Annotated in this window: 16 protein-coding genes; 7 read left to right on the top strand and 9 right to left on the bottom strand. The window is 62.9% G+C overall.

Annotated features, from left to right (window positions below; genetic code table 11):
* Nucleotides 1–757 precede the first annotated feature (757 nt).
* Nucleotides 758–3,019 carry a PAS domain S-box protein gene (locus KF794_01690; GenBank protein ID QYK46544.1) on the top strand — a complete coding sequence of 754 codons (2,262 nt, stop codon included), beginning with the start codon at nucleotides 758–760 and terminating at the stop codon, nucleotides 3,017–3,019.
* A 3-nt stretch (nucleotides 3,020–3,022) separates the two neighbouring features.
* Here KF794_01690 and KF794_01685 read toward each other — a convergent pair whose 3' ends face one another.
* The 5 genes from KF794_01685 to KF794_01665 form a co-directional block, all read right to left on the bottom strand.
* Nucleotides 3,023–5,074 carry a serine/threonine protein kinase gene (locus KF794_01685; protein ID QYK45451.1) on the bottom strand — a complete coding sequence of 684 codons (2,052 nt, stop codon included), beginning with the start codon at nucleotides 5,072–5,074 and terminating at the stop codon, nucleotides 3,023–3,025.
* Nucleotides 5,075–5,259: 185 nt separating this feature from the next.
* Nucleotides 5,260–6,294: a hypothetical protein gene (locus KF794_01680; GenBank protein QYK45450.1), complete on the bottom strand. Its 1,035-nt coding sequence runs from the start codon at nucleotides 6,292–6,294 to the stop codon at nucleotides 5,260–5,262.
* Nucleotides 6,291–7,097, bottom strand: coding sequence for a serine/threonine protein kinase (locus KF794_01675; protein QYK45449.1), 807 nt, complete (start codon nucleotides 7,095–7,097; stop codon nucleotides 6,291–6,293). Before KF794_01675 ends, KF794_01680 begins: the two co-directional genes overlap by 4 nt.
* A gap of 107 nt (nucleotides 7,098–7,204) precedes the next feature.
* A complete protein-coding gene (locus KF794_01670) occupies nucleotides 7,205–7,594 on the bottom strand; it encodes a hypothetical protein (protein QYK45448.1) in 390 nt (129 codons plus the stop codon).
* Nucleotides 7,595–7,664: 70 nt separating this feature from the next.
* Nucleotides 7,665–9,098 (bottom strand): NAD-dependent succinate-semialdehyde dehydrogenase, encoded by a 1,434-nt coding sequence (locus tag KF794_01665; protein QYK45447.1) that lies wholly within the window; start codon nucleotides 9,096–9,098, stop codon nucleotides 7,665–7,667.
* Between the two features lie 99 nt (nucleotides 9,099–9,197).
* Between KF794_01665 and KF794_01660 the strand changes: the two genes are divergently transcribed.
* Nucleotides 9,198–9,998, top strand: a complete 801-nt coding sequence (locus KF794_01660; GenBank protein ID QYK45446.1) for a hydratase — start codon at nucleotides 9,198–9,200, stop codon at nucleotides 9,996–9,998.
* Here the strand turns inward: KF794_01660 and arsC are convergent.
* Together arsC and KF794_01650 are read right to left on the bottom strand one after the other, a co-directional pair.
* Nucleotides 9,995–10,402, bottom strand: coding sequence for an arsenate reductase (glutaredoxin) (gene arsC, locus KF794_01655; GenBank protein QYK45445.1), 408 nt, complete (start codon nucleotides 10,400–10,402; stop codon nucleotides 9,995–9,997). The genes KF794_01660 and arsC overlap by 4 nt on opposite strands.
* Complete coding sequence (locus KF794_01650) at nucleotides 10,399–11,406, bottom strand: 2-dehydropantoate 2-reductase (protein QYK45444.1); 1,008 nt, start codon at nucleotides 11,404–11,406, stop codon at nucleotides 10,399–10,401. The genes arsC and KF794_01650 overlap by 4 nt, the downstream gene beginning before the upstream one ends.
* Nucleotides 11,407–12,017: 611 nt before the next feature.
* Here KF794_01650 and bfr point away from each other — a divergent pair.
* On the top strand, nucleotides 12,018–12,497 hold the full coding sequence (gene bfr, locus KF794_01645; protein QYK45443.1) for a bacterioferritin: 480 nt from the start codon (nucleotides 12,018–12,020) through the stop codon (nucleotides 12,495–12,497).
* 97 nt (nucleotides 12,498–12,594) lie between these two features.
* Here the strand turns inward: bfr and KF794_01640 are convergent, their stop codons facing one another.
* Nucleotides 12,595–14,472, bottom strand: a complete 1,878-nt coding sequence (locus KF794_01640) for a protein kinase (GenBank protein ID QYK45442.1) — start codon at nucleotides 14,470–14,472, stop codon at nucleotides 12,595–12,597.
* Between the two features lie 226 nt (nucleotides 14,473–14,698).
* Between KF794_01640 and KF794_01635 the strand changes: the two genes are divergently transcribed.
* Nucleotides 14,699–15,715, top strand: a complete 1,017-nt coding sequence (locus tag KF794_01635) for a Fe(3+) ABC transporter substrate-binding protein (GenBank protein ID QYK45441.1) — start codon at nucleotides 14,699–14,701, stop codon at nucleotides 15,713–15,715.
* 10 nt (nucleotides 15,716–15,725) lie between these two features.
* Nucleotides 15,726–17,438, top strand: coding sequence for an iron ABC transporter permease (locus KF794_01630; protein QYK45440.1), 1,713 nt, complete (start codon nucleotides 15,726–15,728; stop codon nucleotides 17,436–17,438).
* Here KF794_01630 and KF794_01625 read toward each other — a convergent pair.
* The gene (locus tag KF794_01625) at nucleotides 17,408–19,366 is read right to left on the bottom strand and encodes an acetoacetate--CoA ligase (GenBank protein QYK45439.1); all 1,959 of its coding nucleotides are present in this window, start codon (nucleotides 19,364–19,366) and stop codon (nucleotides 17,408–17,410) included. The genes KF794_01630 and KF794_01625 overlap by 31 nt on opposite strands.
* Before the next feature lie 171 nt (nucleotides 19,367–19,537).
* Between KF794_01625 and KF794_01620 the strand changes: the two genes are divergently transcribed.
* Nucleotides 19,538–21,505, top strand: coding sequence for an AsmA family protein (locus KF794_01620; protein QYK45438.1), 1,968 nt, complete (start codon nucleotides 19,538–19,540; stop codon nucleotides 21,503–21,505).
* A 90-nt stretch (nucleotides 21,506–21,595) separates the two neighbouring features.
* On the top strand, nucleotides 21,596–22,756 hold the full coding sequence (locus KF794_01615; GenBank protein ID QYK45437.1) for a hypothetical protein: 1,161 nt from the start codon (nucleotides 21,596–21,598) through the stop codon (nucleotides 22,754–22,756).
* Nucleotides 22,757–22,758 lie beyond the last annotated feature (2 nt).

Genomic DNA, 22,758 nt, shown 5'->3' with positions numbered 1-22,758 from the left:
AATCGAAACCGGGACCAAGAGCCTGTTATTCGCTTCCTTCTCGCAGCCGCAGGCTACGGTTACAGCCTCGCAGGAATTGCAGAGCGATGCCGGTACCGTTTCGCCGGAGCCGGAAGCAAACCCGGACGCGGCTGTTGTGCCGCCATTGGTCAAACAAGCCGAGCCACCGCACACCGGAAATATCGGCTGGGAAGTGCCGCAACCTCCGAAAGCCGAAACTCCTGCGAACGAACCCGCTCCCGTCATCGAGGAGAACGAACTCACGGAGATCGTCGAGGAAGTATTCGCGGAGAACGAAGTCGCGGATGCGGTTGCGGAAGCCAGCGCCGGTTCCGATGCCGACGACCTGCAATTCATCGCGGAGACCGAGCTTGCAGCCGAGGCTGCGCAAGCAGCCGGCGAAAACAATTCCACCGGCAAGACACAGGCTCCTGCCGGCGAAAACATAGAGCAAGCCAATTCCGGTTCGGCAGGCCGCGACGCAACGCCGGAGAAAACCGAAGCGCATGCGCCGGAACCCGCCGCGCATGAGCAAGAAAAAAAATTACCCGTCGAGCCGGTTGCCGCTGCAATCGTTCCGCCGCTCAAGGCCGGAACCCCTGCTGGCACCGCGAAGCGCGCGCCTTCGCGCTTCGTCTGGCAACTCGATGCGGACGGAAAGTTCGTCAGCATCTCTGCCGATCTCGCGGAAGCGGTCGGCCCCGACAACGCCGCGCGCGTGGCCGACAACTGGAATACGCTGATTGCGCGAACCGGTATGAGCAATACCGACACGCTGCTCGCCGCACTTTCGCGCCGCGATACCTGGTCGGGCGTCACCGTGCTGTGGCCTGTCGCCGGCACGCAGACCGCGCGGCCGGTCGACCTCGCCGCGTTGCCCGTATTCAATCGCGAACGCCAGTTCACCGGCTATCGCGGCTTCGGCGTGTTCCGCGACGCCGTCCCGTTCATCGCAAAGGTACAGCCCGCCGCTCCCGCCGGACCGGAAGCGAAGACCGACAACGAGCAGAAGCCCGCGGAAGAAAAAATCGAAGAGACCGCGCAGCAGGTACAGAAAGAAACTCCTTCCACCGATACGCCGCCGCCGCTGGAAGTGCGCGACAACAAGGTGATCCGGATTCACGCCGCCGATCCCTACCAGGCCGTTTCCGAGCACGAAGAACCGAAACCGAAACTCGACCCGAAGGATGAAATCGCGTTCCGCGAAATCGGCCGCGTGCTCGGCAAGGAAGACCTGGAAAGCAGCCGCGCCAATGCGATCCGCCAGATCGAGAGGGCGTTCGACCTTCACGACGGCAAGGACACGCCGGAAACGCCAGAAACGGAAGAATCTGCTGCGCCGGAATCAACCCCTGAAGAAACACCGCGGGTCTATCGCCGCGAACTGAACGACAGCTTCAAGCAGAACATCGTTCCACCGCCGCCCGCCGAAACGCCGACGCCGTTCGTCGCGGCCGATGTGCCGTCGAACGAGCCACAGCTCGAAACCGCGGCTGCGCCGGATGTCGCGCCCGCTGCGCAGCCGGAAGATCCGCTTCCTCCCAGCGAGCGCGCGCTGCTCGACAAGCTGCCGCTCGGCATCGCCGTCCATCGCGGCGACGAAGTGCTGTACGCGAACCGCACCCTGCTCGGCTGGCTTGGCATCGAAACCGCGGAAGCGCTCGGCAAGGAAGGCGGCGTCAAGCGAATTTTCTCCGAAGTGCCGCAGCCGGAAGAAAACGATCCGACCATTCCGCGCACGCTCGCGGTGCAAGGCCCGAACAACGAACCGATCCCGGTCGAGACGCGGCTGTTCTCGATGCCTTGGTACGGCGTGCCGTCGCTCGTTTATGTGCTGCGCCGCGCGAATGCGGGTTTCGACGAGCGCCGCGAAACCATCGAGCGCGCGCTGCGCGCGGCCGAAGCCAGCACCCGCGAACAGCAGGCGATCCTCGACACCGCCACCGACGGCGTGCTGCTGATTGACCGCGACGGCAAGATCATCGGCATCAACAAATCGGCGGAAGCGCTGTTCGGCTTCGACTTCGCCGAAATCCAGAACTCGTCGTTCACGATGCTGTTCGCACCGGAAAGCCACCGCGCGGCGGTCGATTATCTCGACAGCCTCGCCTCGAACGGCGTCGCCAGCGTGCTTAACGACGGGCGCGAAGTAGTCGGGCGCGAACGCAAGGGCGGCCTGATTCCGCTTTTCATGACGCTCGGCAAGATCGGCGAGGAAGGCCACAAATTTTGCGCAGTTTTGCGCGACATCACGCAGTGGAAGCGCGCGGAAGAGGAACTAACCGGCGCGCGGCGGCAGGCAGAACTTGCCAGCTCGCACAAGTCCGATTTCCTCGCGAAGATCAGCCACGAAATGCGCACGCCGCTGAACGCCATCATCGGCTTCGCGGAAGTGATGATGCAGGAACGCTTCGGCCCGATCGGCAGCGAGCGTTACCGCGACTACCTGAAAGACATTCATCAGTCCGGCGAGCACCTGATTTCGCTGATCAACGATCTGCTCGACCTTTCCAAGATCGAAGCCGGCAAGCTGGAGCTGGAATTCGTCAGCGTCGACCTGAACGAGATCGCGCGGCAGTCGATGGCGCTGATGCAGCCGCAGGCAAACCGCGAACGCGTCATCATCCGTTCGGCGCTCGCGACCAACCTGCCGCCGGTGGTGGCCGATGCGCGCTCGATCCGGCAGATCGTGTTGAACCTGCTCTCGAACTCTGTGAAATTCACGAAGCCGGGCGGTCAGGTCATCCTCTCCACCTCGCTCACCGAACAGGGCGAAGTGGTGCTGCGCGTGCGCGACACCGGCGTCGGCATGACGGAAGAAGAAATCGCGGCCGCGCTGGAGCCGTTCCGCCAGCTTGCAACTTCGGGACGCAACAGCGCCGGCGGCACCGGCCTCGGCCTGCCGCTGACCAAGGCGCTGGTCGAAGCCAACCGCGCCACCTTCCACATCAAGAGTGCGCAGAACGCGGGCACACTGATCGAAGTGTCGTTTCCCTCGACGCGCGTGCTGGCGGGCTAAAAATCAGTTGCAAACGACCTGCGTCTGCCCGGCGCCGCCACGGTTGATGCCGCTCGGCACGATGGTGCAGTTCTTGTTTTTCGTGCGCGGATCGCCGGCGTTGTAGACTTCGCCCTGATGGCATCCCGTAGTGCCGCAAACGGTCTGGCGTCCGCCGCGCGGAGCAGCCTGTTTCTGCTGCGGCTGTTGTTGCTGTTGCCGGACCTGCGGCTGCTTCTGTTGCGCAGGCGGCGGCGCGATCGTGACACAGGTATCGCCTTGCGCGCGCTGGCCCTGTGCGCAGACCAGCGGACAAACGCGCGCGGTTTTTTCCCGTACCGCGGTCAATGCGTCGGCGCTTGCAAGTTTCACGTCAAACTTCGTCTGCGCGTGTTGATTGAACAGCGCAAGCGCGCGCTGCGAGGCGTCGGTCCATATTTCACCCGCGGGCGCAGCACAGCCGACGCGCGTAAGTTCGGCATTGAGTCTACGCGCGAGATCCTTCGATTCCTGCGCGGCGATCTTGGCAAGCTGGCCGCGCGCGAGATCGGCGTAGAAACCTTTCGGATGCCGTTGCAGGAAGGCGTTCAGCGCTTCCTTGGTGCCGATACCTACCGCGAGTTCGTAATCGCGCCGCGCTTCGGCGACGGGATCGACCGGCGGCGGCGCGGGCGGCGTCACTTTCGGTTCTGCCACGGGCGGCGGCGAAGTCACCTGTTGCTGCTGCTGTTGCTCCGGCTGAGGCTTCGGTTGCGCAGGCTGCTGCTTCGGCAACTCCTGCGGAACGGGCTTAGGCTCGGACTCCTTGATCCTCGGCGGCGGCACCGTTGGCGGCGGCGCAGTCACGATTTGCATGTTGCCGGAGGAAAACATCTTCGCCGGATTGAGACCGAGCACCAGCACCAGCGCGGCAGCGAGTGTACCGGCGACGATTGCTGGCGTCAGCCAGCGGCGCATGAATTGCAGCGGCGAGGACGAATCTTGCTTCGCGGCAGGTTTCGCGCCTTCGATAACCGGCGCGGATGACGGAGCGGAAGACGGCGCGCGAAACCCGCCAATGCTTGCGGGAGCCGTCGACCCGGCCGCTGTCGCACCCGCCGCCGTGAAACCGGGAGCGGTAGCCCCCTGACCTGCAGTATCGGGAACGACAGCTACGGTAACGAATTTCGATTTACCCCAGCCGAGCGCTTCACGCAGTTCGCCAATAGAGCCGACGCGGTCGTCGCGGCGGAATGCGAGCGCGCGGTCGATCACGTTCGCGACTTCAGGCGGCAGCACCTTGGTCATCGTATTGATCGGCTTGAACGGATCGCCCTCACCCAGCGCAATGTTCTGCGTGCGCTCTTCCGCGTTCGCGGGCGGGCGTCCGGCGAAGGCGCGATACAACGTGGCGCCGGTCGCATACACATCCGCGCGTGCATCCAGTTCGTAATTGTCGCGCACCTGCTCGGGCGGCGAATAGAATTGCTTCGAGACCATGAACGAGCGGTTGGTCGAGGAACGTATCTGCGTCTGCCGCTCGATCAACTTGATCGCGCCGAAATCAATGATGATCGGCCGCCCATCCGGACGCACCATGATGTTGTCGGGGGCGATGTCGCGGTGGATCAGTTTCAGGGAGTGCAGATACTCAAGCGCGTCGAGGATCGGTTCCATGATCAGCCGCATTTCGGCCACGGATGGCGGCGTTTCGCGCTCGCGGAGCCAATGTTCGAGGGTTTTGCCCTCGACATACTCCATGATCATGTAACCGGTGTCGTTTTCCTTGATGTAGTGGATTACCTCGACGATGTTCGGATGCCGCAGCTTGCTCTGGTCGGTGGTCGAGGTTTCGAAGCGCTTGAGCGCCCAGTCCACCAGTTCCTGATCGCGCGAGGAATAGATGATGCGGGTCGCGCTCTCGCGAGAGGCGATGCCGCGCGGAAAAAACTCCTTGATCGCGACGTGCTTGCCGGTGATCGGGCTTTCCGCCTCGTAGGTAATGCCGAAGCCGCCTGCCCCGAGCACGCGCAGGATTTCGTAGCCGGCAATCCTGTGGCCGGCTCTCAGAGCATTAGGGTCGCCGTCGAAGGACATCGGCGTTCAGTTCCCGCGGGCCGCAAGCCGCCCGAAACCGCTACATAAACAGGATACCTTCATATACCCGCCGGGCGCAAAGCGCATGAAACCGCCAATCACATCGCTTCACGGGATCGCGAGGGAACCGCAAGCGCGAGCAGCCGCCGACCGCTCGCTATGGGGCCGGCGCTTATAGTCGTGTTCTATCTATTAAATCCCGGCCGGCAGGTTGTACGGACATCGGGCTTCGCGCCTTCGCACTGTGCTTGTGAAGTAAATCCGCAGTTCGGCGGGCCGAAAGGCTGCGACATGCACCAGCGGTTGCCGCCCGGAGCAGCCTGCTGTTTTTGCTCCTTCTTTTTAGGCTGATCCTGTTTCGTGGCAGGCGGCGGCGTCTGCGCGGGAGACGGTACAGCAGCCACACAAGCATCGCCCTTTGCCCGCTGGTTTGGACCGCAAACGAGCGGGCAAACGCGCTGCGGCTTCGCGCGGACGGCATCGAGCGCATCAGTGCTTGCAAGTTTGGTTTCGAAATTCGTTTGTGCGTGCTGGTTGAACAGCGCGAGCGCACGTTCGGAGTCGTCGCCCCACTGTCCGTCGCTCGCTCCCGTGCCGCAACCCACGCGCTTCAACTCGGCATTCAATGCACGGTTGAGTTTCGCATTCTCAAGCATGGCAAGGCGCTTGACCGCTTCGCGCGCCAGCGTGGCGTAAAGCCCGTCGGGATATTGTTGCAGGAAATGTTCATAGGCCTGCATCGTATTCACGCGCTGCACGGCCTCGAAATCGCGGCGCGCATTCTCCAGTGAATCTGTTTTCGGAGGCGGAGGCGTCTCTACTTTTGGCGGCGGCGCTTTTTCCGGTTCAGGCGCCTTGACCTGCTGCTTGGGTGCGACGGGCGGCGTTACGACTTCGGGTTTCTGCGGCTGGACCACAACATTGGTATCGGGAGCTTTCGCTCCAAACGGATTGAACGCGAGCAGCACGATGGCGGCTACCGCTGCCGCCCCACCGAGAGGCAACAGACAGCGTAACGGCGAGTGCGATTTCGGCTCCATCGCAGGTGGCATTTGCCGCGGAATATCGGCGGACTGTGGCTTTGCGCTTTCTGCGAGCTTTGGCGCAGGGACTGTCGGTTTCTGCTCGTCCCAGCCGAGCATTTCGCGGAATTCCGCGATCGAGCGCTGCCGGTCTTCGGCATCAAATGCCATCGCCTTGTCGATGGCCGCCGCGATCATGGGGTCGGTGAATGGCGCAGCCGTGCGCAGCGGAATGTACGGATCGTCTTTCTTGCGCGCGAGCTTCTGCGTGCGGTCGTCGGCATTCGCGGGCGGGCGGCCTGCGAATGCGCGATAGAGCGTCGCCCCATCGAATAGATGTCGGCGCGCGCATCGAGATCGCTGTCGCCATCCATCTGCTCCGGCGGCGAATAGAACTGCTTCGATACGGCGAAGGAGCGGTTGGTCTTGGAGCGCACCTGCGTCTGCTGCTCGATCAGCTTCAGCGCACCGAAGTCGATGATCATCGGCTTGCCGTCCAGCCGGATCATGATGTTGTCCGGTGCGATGTCGCGATGAATCAGGCTCTGGCAGTGCAGATAGTGGAGCGCATCGAGGATCGGCCGGGTCACGGCCTGCAATTCGGCAGATGTTGGCGCTTTCTCGCGGTCGCGGAGCCAATGTTCGAGTGTTTGGCCCTCGACATACTCCATGATCATGTAACCGGTGCCGTTGTCCTTCACGTAGTGAAGCACTTCGACGATGTTCGGATGCTTGAGCCTGCACTGGTCGGTGGTCGAGGATTCGAAGCGCTTCAGCGCCCAGGCGACAACCTCGTTTTCCTTCTCGTCGAAAATAATCCTGGTCGCACTATCGCGCGACGCGATTCCGCGCGGGAAGAATTCCTTGATGGCCACGCGCTTGCCGGTAACGGCGCTGGCCGCCTCATAGGTGATGCCGAAACCGCCCGCGCCGAGCACGCGCACGATGTCGTAGCCGGCGATGACTGCGCCGGTTTTCAAGGCGTATGGAATGCCGCTCATGCGCTGACAGCCCCGATCCCCGCTTGCAGCTTGTTCCGGGAACGGTGAACCGCGCCACTACTTGAATACCTTCGCGGTAGAATTGCCGTGAGGGAGTTACGCGCCTCTCAGCGTTTCGGCCAAAGGCTTTCGAACAATCCAGTCACGGGGCGCAGCGGGATTTCCTTGCACGAAAACGTGCGCATGAACGGCGTACCGCGCAGACCCACCTGCATCTGTTGTGTGCCGTCGTTCCAGATGAAATCAGTGAAGTCTTGCCCGATCCCCTGCACGCTAAAAAGAAACGACTTGTTGTAAGAGCGGACGATTGTGCCGGGCAGCGGCTCCGGCTGCGAAGGCGACTCGTAGATCGCCTTGTGCTCGCCGGTATCGAACGTGAACAGCAGCGGCGGATACGGTCCGTCGTCGCAACGAAGCGAAAATTGCGCCGCCTGCGCGATAGCAGGCGCGAGAAGAAGAACCGCGGCGAACAGCGCTCTGATGGCACTCGAAATCATGGCCGTAAACGATAACACGCCGCGCGGGATGTCCGCGCGGCGTGCCGATTTAAGGTGAACGCGAAGTTCGTTACAGGCCGAGCTGCGAGATGAACTTCGTGTTGAGATAGGACTCGATCGCTTCCGAACCGCCTTCCGAACCGTAGCCGGAATCCTTCACGCCGCCGAACGGCACTTCCGGCAATGCAAGGCCGTGGTGGTTGATCGAGACCATGCCGCTTTCAAACGCCGCGCCGATCGCGCCCGCGGTCTTGGCGGAAGACGTATAGGCATAAGCCGCGAGGCCATACGGCAGGCGGTTCGCCTCCTCGACCACGCTGTCGAACGAAGTGAACGGCATGATCGGCGACAGCGGGCCGAACGGCTCCTCGTTCATGATGCGCATGTCGTGATTGATGCCGGTGAGCACGGTTGGCTCGAAGAAGTTGCCCTTGTTGCCGATACGCTTGCCGCCGGTCTCGATTTTCGCACCCTTCTGCACGGCATCGGCGACGAAGGCTTCCATCGCGTCGACCCGGCGCGTGTTCGCGAGCGGCCCCATGCGGGTATCCTTGTCGAGACCGTCGCCGACTTTCAGCTTCTTCGAGGCAGCGGTGTATTTCTCGACGAACTCGCCATAGACCTTTTCGTGGACGAGGAAGCGCGTCGGCGCAACGCAAACCTGACCGGCGTTGCGGTGCTTGTTCGCATTCAGCACCTTCACCGCCTGATCGACATTCGCATCCTCGAACACGATCGCGGGCGCGTGGCCGCCAAGCTCCATGGTGATGCGCTTCATGTGCAGGCCCGCGAGCGAAGCAAGCTGCTTGCCGACCGCGGTGGAGCCGGTGAACGTGATCTTGCGGATCACGGGATGCGGAATGAGATAGGACGAAATCTCTGCCGGGTTGCCGTAGACAAGTTGCAACACGCCCGCGGGAACACCCGCTTCGAGATAGCACTTCACGAGTTCGGCGCATGACGCCGGCGTTTCTTCCGGGCCTTTGAGTATGATCGAGCAGCCCGCGGCGAGCGCAGCGGAAACCTTGCGCACCGCCTGGTTGATCGGGAAATTCCACGGCGTGAAGGCCGCGACCGGACCGACCGGTTCCTTCACGACCAACTGATAGATGTTCTCGCCGCGCGCGGGGATGACGCGGCCATAGGTGCGACGCGCCTCCTCGCCGAACCAGTCCATGATGTCGCCGGCGAGCAGCGTTTCGCCCTTCGCTTCCACGAACGGCTTCCCCTGCTCCTGCACCATGACCTTCGCGATGTCGTCAGCGCGCGAGCGGATGATGTCGGCGGCCTTGCGCAACGTCTTGTAGCGCGTATCGGCGGGCGTCTTCTTCCAGACCTTGAAGCCTGCGTCGGCGGCGGCAAGCGCCTTGTCCAGATCAGGCTTGGTGGCGTGCGCGAGGGTACCGATCTTCTCTCCGGTCGCGGGATTGAGGACCGGTTCGCTCCTGCCTTCCGCGCCTTTGACCCACTCGCCGTTGATGTGCAGGGAAACGTCCGGATACATTTGTGTTTCTCTCGCCTGTTCGTTTCTGGATTTGGCGGGGATGGGGCTACGAAAGCGCGGCCCTGTCAACACCGGCAACGCAAGGCTGATCCTACCGCAATGACAACCAACGAAACCGCCACGAAGGCCACCGAGATTCTGGATGCCATCGACCATCAAAAGCGGCTCGTGCCATTCGGCGGCATCGAATTGCCGCAGGCCTACGCAGTCGTGGCCGAGATGAAGCGGCTGCGTGTTGCGCGCGGCGAGAAGGTGCTGGGGCGCAAGATCGGCTTCACCAACCGCACGATCTGGGACGAATACAAGGTGTTTGCACCGATCTGGGGTTATATGTACGACACCACGATCGAAGACGTTTCCGCCACGCGGAATGTAGATCTCGCGAAATTCGCGGAGCCGCGGCTGGAGCCGGAGATCGCTTTCGGTTTCGGGCGCTCGCCAGAAGCCGGAATGTCGCCCGCGCAGATTCTCGACTGCATCGAATGGGCCGCGCACGGTTTCGAGATCGTGCAGTCGCATTATCCCGGCTGGAAATTTTCGGCACCCGATACGGTGGCGAATAACGCCCTGCACGGCGCGTATTTCCTCGGCGAGAAGGTTCCGGTTTCAGACGACCGGGCGGCATGGCTGGACGCGCTCGCGGATTTCGAGATTGCGCTCTACCGGAACGGAGAACGGATCGACAGCGGCCACGCACGCAACGTGCTGGACGGGCCGTTGTTTGCAATCCGACACCTGCTCGATTTGCTGAAGGACGATCCGCATAACGCGCCGGTCTCGGCCAGAGAAATCATCACCACCGGCACCGTGACGAAGGCGTGGCCGGTCGCGGGCGGCGAGACATGGCGGACGGAAGTGCGCGGGCTGGACGTGCCGGGGATCGAGATTTCGTTTCGCTAGCGCGCTTTGGGCGAAACCGTCTCGCCGTCTTCCTTCGTGAAATGCGCGACCGGATTTTCGAGCAGGTCGAACACCGCTTCCGACGGGCGGCAGAGCTTGGTGCCGCGCGGCGTCACGACGACCGGGCGATTGATGAGAACCGGATGCGCGAGCATGAAATCGAGCAGTTCGTTATCGCTCCATTTCGGGTCGCCGAGGCCGAGCGCAGCGTAGGGCGTGCCCTTCTCGCGCAGCAGATCGCGCACGGAAATCCCCATCGCCGCGATAAGATTTTTCAATGTTTCGCGGTTGGGCGGGTTCTTCAGATATTCGACGACGACCGGCTCCTCGCCGCTCGCGCGAAGGATGGCGAGCGTGTTGCGCGAGGTGCCGCAGGCGGGGTTGTGATAGATCGTGACGGTCATTTCCGCACCATGCCCGCGATTTCATCGCGGCTGAGAAACACTCCCGTTTTCTCGATGTTCCTGACCGCCTCGACAATCGCGCGATTGACTGGCGTGGGAAAGTTTATTTTCTCGCCGAGGCGGACGAATTCGCCGTTCAGGTAATCGATCTCGGTCGGCTGCTTGCGAAGGATGCTTTGCAAGGTCGAAGTGAGCGTATTCGCTTCGTCGGCGCGTCCCAGATTCTTGCGAAGGATCGCCTTGGCGATGAAGCCGGGGAGCCGCATCATGGTCGAGAATAGTTTCATCGGCGCGCCGGGCATGTCGATCAGCGGGATTCGTGCCGCGCGAACGACCCCGAACGATTCCTTCAGTTGCGCCACCGCGAAAGTTGCAATCGCGGGATCGTTCACGCACTCGTTCAACGACTTGCCGGTGAGCGCCTGCAAGCTATTCGTGAGGGCGTTTATGACGAGCTTCGACCACATCGCGCCTTCGATCTGTTCGGTGTCGAATACGGGCGACACCAGTTCGAACAGGACATCCATCTCCGCCAGTTCGCGGCGCCTTTCCTTGGGCACCGCGCCCAGCACCGTGGTGCCGATGCGGTTGTAGCGAACGGCGCCCGGCTCGAGCATCGAGGCGTTCAGCATCAGGGTTGCGGTAATCGGCTCGACGCCGAGTTCGGCCTGCACGATTTCGCGCGCGCGTACGCCGTTCTGCGTCGTGACGACCGTGGCATTGCCAAGCGCGGCCTTCGACGCGCGCAGCGCTTCCGCAAGATCCTGGGTCTTCATCGTGAAAACCGCGAATTCGGTGCCGTGAGGAATCGCGGAAGCTATTTTGGGCGTCACATGAAAGTCGCCGCCAAGGCCGCTCGCCGTTATGCCGGAAGCCCGCAGCCCCGCGACGCGCTCCTCCCGCACGACAAGGGTCACGTCCTCTTCGGCCCGGACCCAGATCGCGGCCAGCAGGCTGCCAATTGCACCCGCTCCGACAACGGCAATTCGCGGTTTCTCGTTCATCGGATCTCCGGGGCAAGGCTTCGCGGTAAGGAAAAGGTAAGGCGCGGATGGCCCGGCCTGTCTCGCACGGGTTTCGATTAAGGAGAATTTGGGCTGTCCACGGTAACGCGCTTGACCGCCGTGAAGCGGTCTGTAAATAAAAAGGCGAGAAAGTTCAACAGGTTAGAAAACTTCTAATCTGCATAAAACTTCCCTGGTAGCGGCCGTGATCGTCTGTTCCTGCAACTGCCTGACCGAAGCGCAAGTCCGCGAATCATGCACGCGGACCGAGGGCGCCGCGCGTTCGACCTTCGAGGTCTATAAATGCCTCGGATGCAGCCCGAAATGCGGGACCTGTGCACGGACAATCCGCAATATCATGAACGAAACGCTCGGCCGCGGCGCCGCGGCCTGCGGAGCCTGCCCGGCGGCAGCAAACACTGCTTGCGGGGCCGCCAAAATCGCCAATGCCCTTAACGCCGCCATCGAACCGCTTCCGGCAGGCCCGATCCTTATCCCAGCTGAATAATCCAGTATTTTCAGTAGTTTAAACGTTCGCCTCAGCTTATTGCCTTTTCCTTAGAATAGTTCTAAATAAGGCTCCTCACATTCCAGGTCAGGAGTTTTTCGCCATGAAGGGCGACCCCAAAGTCATCGAATACCTCAACAAGGGCCTCCGCTCTGAGCTTACCGCGATCAACCAGTACTGGATCCATTACCGGCTGCTCGACGACTGGGGTTATCTCGATCTCGCGAAGAAGTGGCGCGCGGAATCGATCGAGGAAATGCAGCACGCGGACAAGTTCACGCAGCGCATCATCTTCCTCGAAGGCCTGCCGAACATGCAGACCCTCGATCCCATCCGTATCGGTCAGAACGTCAAGGAAGTACTGGAGGCGGATCTGAAGGCCGAATACGGGGCGCGTGCGCTCTATCAGGAAGCCGCGATCTACTGCCGCGAGGTGAAGGACCTGCCCTCGATGAACCTGTTCGAGGAACTGATGACGGACGAGGAAGGCCATATCGACTTCCTCGAAACGCAGCTCGATCTGGTCGAGAAACTCGGCCTCGAACTCTACTCGCAGCACCACATCGGCAAGCTGGAAGACTGAGCGGTTCGTTTCGCCACTCCGCGCGGGCGGCACTGAAAACAAAAAAGGGCTGAAGCATTGCTTCAGCCCTTTTTCTTTGCGGCCGGTATCCGGCGCGTCAGTTGCCGACGCAAACACCGCGGACGCAGAGGATTCCGCGCGGCAACTGCGGCGACTGTTGTTGCTGCTGTTGCTGTTGTTGCGGACGCTGCTGGCGCTGCGCCTGCGGCTGCTCCCGGCGCTTCTGTGGAATCGCCACGCATTCGTTACCCTTCACCTGGAAGCCGGTTTGGCAAACCAGCGGGCAAACGCGGCCGCTCCGATCCTTCAAACCATCCAGCGTTTCGCGGCTCGGTGCATTGACGTCGTATTTCGTCTTGGCATGACGGTTGTAATTCGTGAGCGACTTGCGGGTGGCGTCGGACCATTCGCCGTCGTTGTTATCGGGGCCGCAGCCGGAACGCTGTAATTCCGTAATCAGGTTCCGCGTCAGTTCTTTTGTTTCCAGCGCCGCGATCTTCACGAGCTGCTGGCGGGCCAGCGTCGAGTAATAGCCGTCGGGATGACGCCTCAGATAAAGCTCGTACGATTCCTTCGTGTCCACCTTCTGCGCCAGTTCGAAGTCGCGGCGCATCTCGGCTTCATGATCGACCGGCGGAGTCTCCGGCTTGATCATTACCTGCTGTTGCGGCTGCGGCGGGGGCGCGACCGGCGTTTCGGGTTTCTGCTCGACGACCGGCGGCGCAGACGGCGCTTCCGGTTTCGGCTCGGCCACCGGCGGGGAAACCGGGGTTTCCTGCTTCTGCGGCTGCGCTACCGGCGGCACCGCAGGCGTTTCGATGCGCTGCTTCGGCTCGTCCACTCTCGCGATGGGAGCGACCGGCGTTTCGCTTTGCGTGGTGCGCAGCGGATTCATACCGAGCGCAAACGCACCACCCAGCACCAGCACTACGGCTGCCGCGGCAGCCGCAGCCCAGCGCATGCCCATGCTCTTCTTGACCGGCTCGGCTTTTCCGTAGGACGGACTCACCGCCGGCGCGGGACGCTCGAAGTCGCGCGAAATATCGCGCGGCACCGGCGTCGTGGCCGGAAGCGGATCCACCCAGCCGAGCGCTTCGCGCAACTCGTAGATCGAATCCTGGCGCTCGGCGGCACGGAACGAGAGCGCCTTCTCGATGGCGGCGGCGACGTCGGCGGGAATCTGCGGCGCAACCTCGCTCAACGGAACGATCGAATCGCCCTCGCCGAACGCGATCTTGCGCGCGCGTTCCTCGGTGTCGGACGGCGGCTTCCCGGAGAAGGCACGATACAACACCGCGCCGAGCGCATAGATGTCGGCGCGCGCGTCGAGCGTCTCGCCTTCGCGGGTCTGCTCCGGCGGCGAATAATGCTGCTTGCCGACCATGAACGAATGCACGGTCTTGGCCTGCAACAGCGTGCGGTTCTCGATCAGCTTGATCGCGCCGAAATCGATGATGACCGGGCGGCCTTCCGCCGTGATCATGATGTTGTCGGGCGCGATGTCGCGATGGATGAAGCTCATGCCGTGCAGGTATTCGAGCGCGTCGAATACCGGCTGCATCATCGGGCGAAGCTGCGCGACGGTCGGCAGCGTGCCGAGCTTCTTCAGCCAGCTTTCCAGCGTGATGCCGTCCACGTAATCCATGAACATGTAGCCGGTGTCGTTATCGGCGAGGTAGTGGAAGACCTCGACGATGTTCGGGTGCTTCAGGCGGCATTGTTCGGTGGTGGAGCTTTCAAAGCGCTTCAGCGCCCAGCTCACGAGTTCCGAATCGCGCTCGGCGTAGATGATTTCGGTCGCGCCTTTGCGGGAGGCGATGCCGCGCGGAAAGAACTCCTTGATGGCGACTCGGCGGCCGGTCACCGGGCTTTCGCCCTCATAGGTGATGCCAAAGCCGCCCGCGCCCAGAACGCGGACAATGCGGTAGCCGGCGATCACCGTGCCGGCCGGTAAGGCGTGCGGATCGTGGGTCATTTCAGTTCCATTTGATTGCGCGGATGCTATCCGACAGGCCGCTTGGTGCAATGCGCAAAGTCGTTACCACTTGGCACATCCATGTGATCGGTCACAGAGCGTTGTTTGGAATTAGTCTAATAGACTGATTTTTCATGCTTTTTTCTTGACCCGGTAAGCAGGTACTTCGAATGTTGCCGCAAAATTTACGGCCCAAATGGGTCAAAAACGCTGCCAGGAGGCTTTCATGCGCCGTTTTATTCCCAGCCTAGCGTCCGCCGTGCTTTTCGCCGTCTTCGCTTCGACCGCCATCGCGCAGGAAGTGAATGTCTACACGACGCGCGAGCCGAAACTCGCCCAGCCCCTGTTCGACGCCTTCACCAAGCACAGCGGCGTGAAGGTCAATGTCATCTTCATCGAGAAGGGCATGGCCGAGCGGGTCGCCGCGGAAGGCGCAAATTCTCCGGCCGACGTCCTGATGGCGGTCGATATCGGCAACATCCTCGATGCCGTGAACCGCGGCGTTACGCAGAGCGTCAAATCGGAAGCGCTGAACAGCGCCATTCCGGCCAACCTGCGCGACAAGGACGGCCACTGGTTCGCGCTCTCGCTGCGCGCGCGGCTGTTCTACGTCTCGAAGGAGCGCGTGAAGGAAACCGCCCTCACCTATGCCGATCTCGCCGACCCGAAATGGAAGGGCAAGGTCTGCATCCGCTCCGGCCTGCATCCGTACAACACGGCGCTGGTCGCGGCCTACATCAACCACTATGGCGTGGAAAAAACCGAAGCGTGGCTGCGCGGCGTAAAGGCAAACCTCGCGCGCAAGCCGGCGGGCGGCGACCGCGAAGTCGCGCGCGACATTCTCGGCGGCATCTGCGACATCGGCCTCGCCAACTCTTATTACGTCGGCCTGATGCGCGGCGGCAGCAACGAAGACCAGAAGAAGTGGGGTGCTGCGATCAACACCATCCTGCCGACCTTCCCCGGCGGCGGCACGCATGTGAACGTGTCCGGCGCTTCGGTCGCGCTGCATGCGAAGAACAAGGAAAACGCGATCAAGCTGCTCGAATTCCTCGTCTCCAACGAGGCGCAGTCGCTCTACGCGAAGGCGAACTACGAATATCCGGTTCGTCCCGGCGCGCCGGTCGATCCGATCATCGCCGGACTCGGCACGCTGAAGACGGACCAGATCGACCTCACGCTGATCGCGAAGAACCGCAAGCAGGCGGCCGACCTGATCGAGAAGGTCGGCTTCGACCAGTAACCGGCCCGAAATGCCGTCACGCTATCGCCGGATGTTTCGCGCGCGCGAAGCATCCGGCTGGATTTTTTCCTCGCTGCTGATCGCAGCCATCGTCGTTTCGCCGATCGTGGCGCTTGCGGCGTTCGCGAGCCAGGGGTCGGGCGACCTGTGGCCGTCGCTGATCGCGTATGTCCTGCCGCAGGCTTCGATCAATACGGTGCTGCTGCTCGGCGGCGTCGGCATCACGGTTTCGGTGATCGGCGTCGGTACTGCGTGGCTGGTTGCGACGGCGCGCTTTCCGGGGCGCGCGATCTTCGAGTGGGCGCTGTTGCTGCCGTTCGCGATCCCGACCTACATCATCGCCTACGCTTATCTCGACATCCTGCATCCGCTCGGACCCATCCAGTCGGGCTTGCGTGCGCTGTTCGGCATCACTAATCCGCGCGACCTGCACTTCCCCGATGTGCGCGCGATGTGGGGCGCGATCCTGCTGCTCGGTTTCGTGCTCTATCCGTATGTCTATCTCGCCGCGCGCGCGACGTTCCTGATGCAGACCGCTTCCGCGCTCGAAGTCGCGCGCACGCTCGGCGCGGGACGCGCGGAGATTTTCTTTCGCATCGCGTTGCCGCTGGCGCGGCCCGCGATCATCGTCGGCGTCACGCTGGCGATGCTCGAAGCGCTGAACGACATCGGTGCGACGGAGTTCCTCGGCACGCGCACGCTAACCGTCTCGATCTATTCGACGTGGCTGAACCGCTCCAGCCTGCCGGGCGCGGCGCAGATCTCGCTGATGATGCTGGTGCTGGTGGTGGCGCTATTTCTCCTGGAGCGCTGGGCGCGCCGGCACCAGCGCTTCGCCGGCAACACGCGGCGCGCGCACCCGCTCGCCCCAACCGAGCTTCGCGGATGGAAGGCGGCCGGCGCATTCGCAGCCTGTGCGCTTCCCATCCTCATCGGCTTTATTCTTCCCGCCGCCTATCTCTCGCAGCAGGCGGCCGAGCGCATCTCGCATTACGGGCTTTCTCCGCAGATTTTCACGGAAGCAAAGAACACGCTGCTGCTGGCGGGGGCAGCGACGCTGGTCACGCTGCTCTGCGGCCTCGTCATCGCATACACGGCACGCGCAGGGCGCGGTGCGCTCGCATGGTTGCCCGCGAAGATCGCGAGCGTCGGCTATGCAATTCCTGGCACGGTGCTGGCGGTCGGACTGCTCGGGCCGATGGCGGCGTTCGACAACACCATCGACGCCTTCATGCGGCAGACCTTCGGCATCTCGACCGGACTGCTGATCTCCGGCACCGGCGGCGCGCTGATCCTCGCCTACATGATCCGCTTTCTCGCGATTTCGATTAACGGCATCGAATCCGGCTACGCGAAAATTCCCGCCAGCCTCGACAATGCCGCGCGTTCGCTCGGCGAACCGGCGGCGGGCGTGATGCGCCGCATTCACCTGCCGCTGCTACGGCCCGCGCTTGGCGCGGCGGCGATCCTCGTCTTCGTCGATTGCATGAAGGAACTGCCGGCGACGCTGATGCTGCGCCCGTTCGGCGTCGAAACGCTCTCGACGCATGTCTATGCGGAAGCAGTGCGCGGCACCTACGAGGACGGCGCAGTCGCCGCCCTCCTCATCGTGCTGGCGGGGCTGATCCCGGTCATCCTGCTGGCGCGGCTGAGCCGCGCCGCAGTGGACGGCTTCTCGTCCGTCTCCGGCGATCAGGTGCGCAGCGCCGCGATGTCGCGGTAAAGCTCCAGCGCCTCCGGGTTCGCCAGCGCTTCGGTGTTTTTCACCGGACGGCCGTGCACCATGTCGCGCACCGCAAGTTCGGTGATCTTGCCGGAGCGGGTGCGCGGAATATCCGCAACCTGCACGATCTTCGCCGGAACATGGCGCGGACTGGCGCCAACCTTGATCTGCTGCTTGATGCGCGCGAGCAGTGCATCGTCGAGCGTCACGCCGTCGCGCAGGCGCACGAACAGCACGATCCGCGTATCGCCGTCCCACTCCTGGCCGATGGCGATGGATTCCACCACTTCGCCGATCTGTTCGACCTGCGCATAGATCTCCGCAGTGCCGATGCGCACGCCCTGCGGGTTGAGCGTCGCGTCGGAACGGCCATGGATGATCATGCCGCCGTGCTTGGTCCATTCCGCGAAGTCGCCGTGACACCAGACGTTCGGGAAGCGATCGAAATAGGCGTTGTGATATTTCGAGCCGTCCGGATCGTTCCAGAACTGAATCGGCATCGACGGAAACGGCTTGTAGCAAACCAGCTCGCCGCGCTGCTCGCGCACCGGCTTGCCGTCGTCCGACCAGACATCGGTCGCCATGCCGAGCGCGGCGGCCTGAATCTCGCCGCGCCAGACCGGCGAAGTCGGATCCGAGCCGACAAAGCACGCGCACAGGTCGGTGCCGCCGGAAACGGAAGCGAGATGCACGTCCGGCTTCACCGCCTCGTACACATAATCGAAGCTCTCCGGCACCAGCGGCGAGCCGGTCGATGCGAGCACGCGCATCTTCGAGAGATCGTGGGTATCCCGCGGCCGCAGCCCGGCTTTCTTCGCGGCGTCGATGAACTTCGCGGACGTGCCGAAGAAATCTATTTTCTCGTTCTGCGCGTAATCGAACATCGCGTCGTTCTTCGGATGGAACGGCGAGCCGTCGTAGAGCATCAGCGTCGCTTCCGCCGCGAGGCCGGACACCAGCCAGTTCCACATCATCCAGCCGAGCGTGGTGAACCAGAACATCCGGTCGCCGGGCAAAATTCCGCAATGGAGCTTGTGCTCTTTCAGGTGCTGCAACAGCACGCCGCCCGCGCAATGCATGATGCACTTCGGCACGCCGGTCGTGCCGGACGAGAACAGGATGTAGAGCGGGTGATCGAACGGCAGGCGCTCGAACGCGACCGGCTTCGGCTGAAACGGCGCGAGGAAGGACTCCAGATCGACGGCGCGCGGCAGTTTCGCTGCCACCGCTTTGGCCTCGCCGAGATAAGGAACGATAACGACCTTTTCCGCGCTCACCAGATTCTTGACGACGGTGCCGAGCTTGTCCGCGATCTCGATGCGCTTGCCCGCGTACCAGTAGCCGTCGCAGGCGAAAAACACCTTCGGTTTGGTCTGGCCGAAACGGTCGATCACGCCGCGCTCGCCGAAATCGGGCGAGCACGAAGAAAAGATCGCGCCGATGGAAGCCGCTGCCAGCATGATCGCGACGCTCTCCGGCATGTTGGGAAGCATGACGGCGATGCGGTCGCCCTTGCCGACACCCGCCGCGCGCAACGCCTGCTGGAGACGCGAGACCAGCGCGTGCAGTTCGTCGAAGCTGATCTGGTAGGAAACCTTGTCCTCGCCGCGGAAGATCATGGCGGGCGCCGTGCCACGGCGGCGCATGAGGTTCTCCGCGAAATTGAGCCGCGCGTTCGGGAAGAACCGGGCGCCGGGCATCCGTTCGCCGTGCTCCAGTACCGGCGCGCCCTTTTCCCCGACCACCCCTGCGAAATCCCACATCAGGTCCCAGAACCCCGGCAGGTTGTCGATCGACCACGCATGCAACGCCGGATAATCGCCCAGTTGCAGCCCGTAGCGCTCGTTCGCCGCCCGCCGGAAGCGGGTCATCGAGCTGGCTTCCACGGCCTCCTTCGAGGGTCTCCAGAGCGGCTGTTCGGCGGCCATTGGCATATCGTTCCGGTTATTGTTAAGCCCTTGATTGACAAGGTTCATAGCGCCCCCACGGCGGCCTGTCAGGCCATCAAAGGGACACATAACCACAAGAAATAGAATAGGCTTCGCGCCGGGCAACCTGAGCGGAAGCCCGCACCGAAACAAGCCAGCCGGAATCGTTCCTTGAGCGCCCTGTCCCGTATGCAGCGAATGGCCGTTGCCGTGTTCGCCACGGTGGCGGTGGTGACGGCGCTGCTGTTCGTGCTGCCCTATTTCCTGGTTTCCGAGCAGAAGGTGCGCGCGGAAGTCGCCCGCTCCATTTTCGCCGCGACCGGCGTTTCCCCCCGCATCGAGGGCGAGGTGAAACTCACCCTGCTGCCGCGCCCGGCGATCCTGCTCTCGGACGTGCAGTTCGAGGACGGCACCACGAATGGCCTCACGATCGAATCGTTGCAGGCAACCGTGCAGTTTCTGCCGTTGCTGTACGGCGACGTGAAAATCGCGACGCTGACGCTGTCGCGGCCCCGGCTGATCGTGGAGTTTTCGGCGGACGGGAAACTCGTCGGCGGCCTGCCGATGAATTCGCCGATGAAGGTGGACGACGACGCGCCGGAATTGCGCATCGTAGACGGCTCGATCCTTTTGCGGATTCAGGGGCGCGAGCGTGTCGAATTGTTCTCCAACGTGCATGCATCGCTGAGTTGGTCCGATACCGGCCTGACCACGACCGGCACGCTTCAATTCCGCAACCAGCCGGTTAATGCGAGCCTCGCGATTGCGAACACCAGCGCATTCATGAAAGGCCAGCGCAGCGGTTTGCGGCTGCGGGTCGAATCCGGCCTGCTGCGCTTCTCTTATGAAGGCGGTCTTGCCGCCGGTCCTGCCGGATTGAACGGCGAAGGTTCGCTCAGCGCCGACTCGCGCTCGTTGCGCAACGTACTCGCGTTGTTCGACATCAAGGTACCCTCGCCGCGCGGGCTGGAGCGTTTTTCTGCCAAGGCCAACGTATCGCTGACGCCTATTGCGCTCGCGCTGACGAACCTCACGTTCGAACTCGATGGCAACCGCGCCGATGGCGGCATCACGCTGAAGCGCGACGGCGAACGCATGATCGTGCAGGGCGCGCTCGCCAGCGAAACCGCCGACTTCTCCCGCTATCAGGCGACCTACTCGCTGCTTTCCGCCTCCGGGCGTGAATGGAGCCGCGAACTGATCGACACTTCCGCGTTGCAGGTGTTCGACCTCGACCTTCGCCTCTCGTATGGCAAGCTGCTGATAGGCCGCATCGAACTCGGCAAGACCGCCGCCACCATCGCGCTGCGCAACCGGCAACTGATCATCTCGGTCGGCGAAGCGCAATTCTACGGCGGCAAGCTGCGCGGCCGCGCGACCTTCGCCGCAACCGGCGAAGTGCCGGAAGTGAAGATCGAATCGAACGTCGCCAGTTTCGATCTCGAAGGCGGCCTCGGTGGCCTCACCGGCTTTCGCCGGATCGAGGGTGCCGGCACGCTGACCCTGCAAATCGCCGGACGCGGCAGGTCGATCAACGAGATCGCGCGCAGCCTAAACGGGAACGCCAACCTCGCCATGCGCAAGGGTGCGCTGAACGGCATCAACGCCGAGCTGGTGTTGCGCCGTCTTGAGCGCAAACCGCTCTCCGGCACCGGCGACCTGCGCGGCGGCAAGACGCCGTTCGAGAAACTCGTCGCCGACCTGAAGATCGAGAACGGCGTCGCCGAACTCGCCGCGCTCGACATCCAGAGCGACATTCTGAAAATCAACCTGAGCGGCAACGCTTCCATCGCGCAGCGCGACCTCGACCTGCGCGGCACCGCGAGCCTGATGCGCCCGAAGCAGGCCAACCAGCCGGCGATTGCGTTCGACCTGCCGTTCATCATTCAGGGCGACTGGGACAATCCCTATCTGCTGCCGGACCCGAACGCGCTGATCCGTCATTCCGGCGCCGCTGCGCCTCTGCTCGACGCGGTTCGCGGCAAGGCAACCCGCGAGGCGATGCGGAGCCTGCTCGAAAACGTCACGGGTCTGCGCGCGATTGGCGAACTTCCGCTCAACCCGACCTTCGGCCCGCCCATGAATACGGCGACGCCGATGGAGCCGGTTTCCGCGCCGGGTTCGCCCCCCGCGCAATAATCTCGCGGACTTGCGGGGAATCACGATCGGGGACAATCTAGCTGTTCCCGCGCAATCATTTTCCTCCAGCCGAACTTTCCGGAATTACGCATGTCAGGATTTTGCCTCCAACCGGCGCACTTTCGTGCGCTCGCCGCCGCTATTCTGTTCTCGGTTTCGTCGGCGGTGCTGGCGCAGACAGCGGGCGGCACGCTCTCGGTGAGCTTCGTGCCGCGCGGCGCCGCGGCGAAGGAAAAAGCGATTCCGGTGGCCGGTGTCGCCGGCGGCGACATCGTGGTGAAGAACGATGGCGACAAGCCGCTAACGAAAGTGCGCCTGCTCGCGAAGCTCGACCTGCTGGCGCTCGCCAACAAGGGCGAATGGAAAGCGGAAGGCGAGGATTACGTTCTCGAAATTCCCGAAATCAAGGCGAAGTCCGAAATCAAGATCCCCCTCTCGCTTCGCGTCGAAGCCGCGCCGCTGCCACCGGGACGCAAGGCGCAAATCGTGATCGAAGCGAAAAGCGGTGACGTTACAGCGCAGGCGCAAGGCGGATTGCAGGTCGCGGACTGCGCGACGGCGTTCCACGCCGAACTGACCCGCATCCGCATCGGACCGCTCGCGGAGATTCGCACCATCGCCGACGATTACCGCAAGCCCGACCTCACGCTGCCGCGCGGGCGCTTCTTCCGCGTCGTGCCGCGCAAGGGCGATCTCGGTAATCTCGACCGCATCGCCGCCGGGTATCAGGCGCGCATGACCGCCAACCCCGAATTCGGTTCGGAAGGCATGCGCTACACCATCGCGCGCTGGACCAACGAGCTGCGCGACTATACCGGGCAGGAAGTGAACCCCGGCCTGTGCGCGGGCAACTACTACATGATCTCCGGCATTCGCCAGACCATCAGCCCGGTCACCGGACGGCTCGACGCGCCGCGCAAGGCGGCGGAGCGCGCGCTCAATTTGTTGCGCAAGGAAACCAGCGCGAAGGACGACGAAGACCTCGTCAAGATCGCGCTGCGCGTCGCGGAGAATGCCGGAGCGAAGATCGAGAACCCGCCGGCGACCGCGTTCGCGATTCTGGAGCGGGCGCGCGACCTCCTGAAAGACAAACCGCTGCCGGAAGACCAGCTTGCGTTGCTGTCGCTGGTGGAAACGGTGGCATGGATCGACGCCGCCGGTACGCGGGCCGACAAGTTCGCGGGCGCGATCGAGAACACCATCAAGGGCTTCAGCGACGCGCAGCATGCAACCTGCACCTGCGCATTCTAGCG

The sequence above is a fragment of the Xanthobacteraceae bacterium genome, from assembly GCA_019454205.1.
In the GTDB taxonomy this organism is placed as follows: Bacteria; Pseudomonadota; Alphaproteobacteria; order Rhizobiales; family Xanthobacteraceae.
Note: the sequence above shows the minus strand (reverse complement) of the source record. Positions and strands in the feature narration are given on the sequence as shown.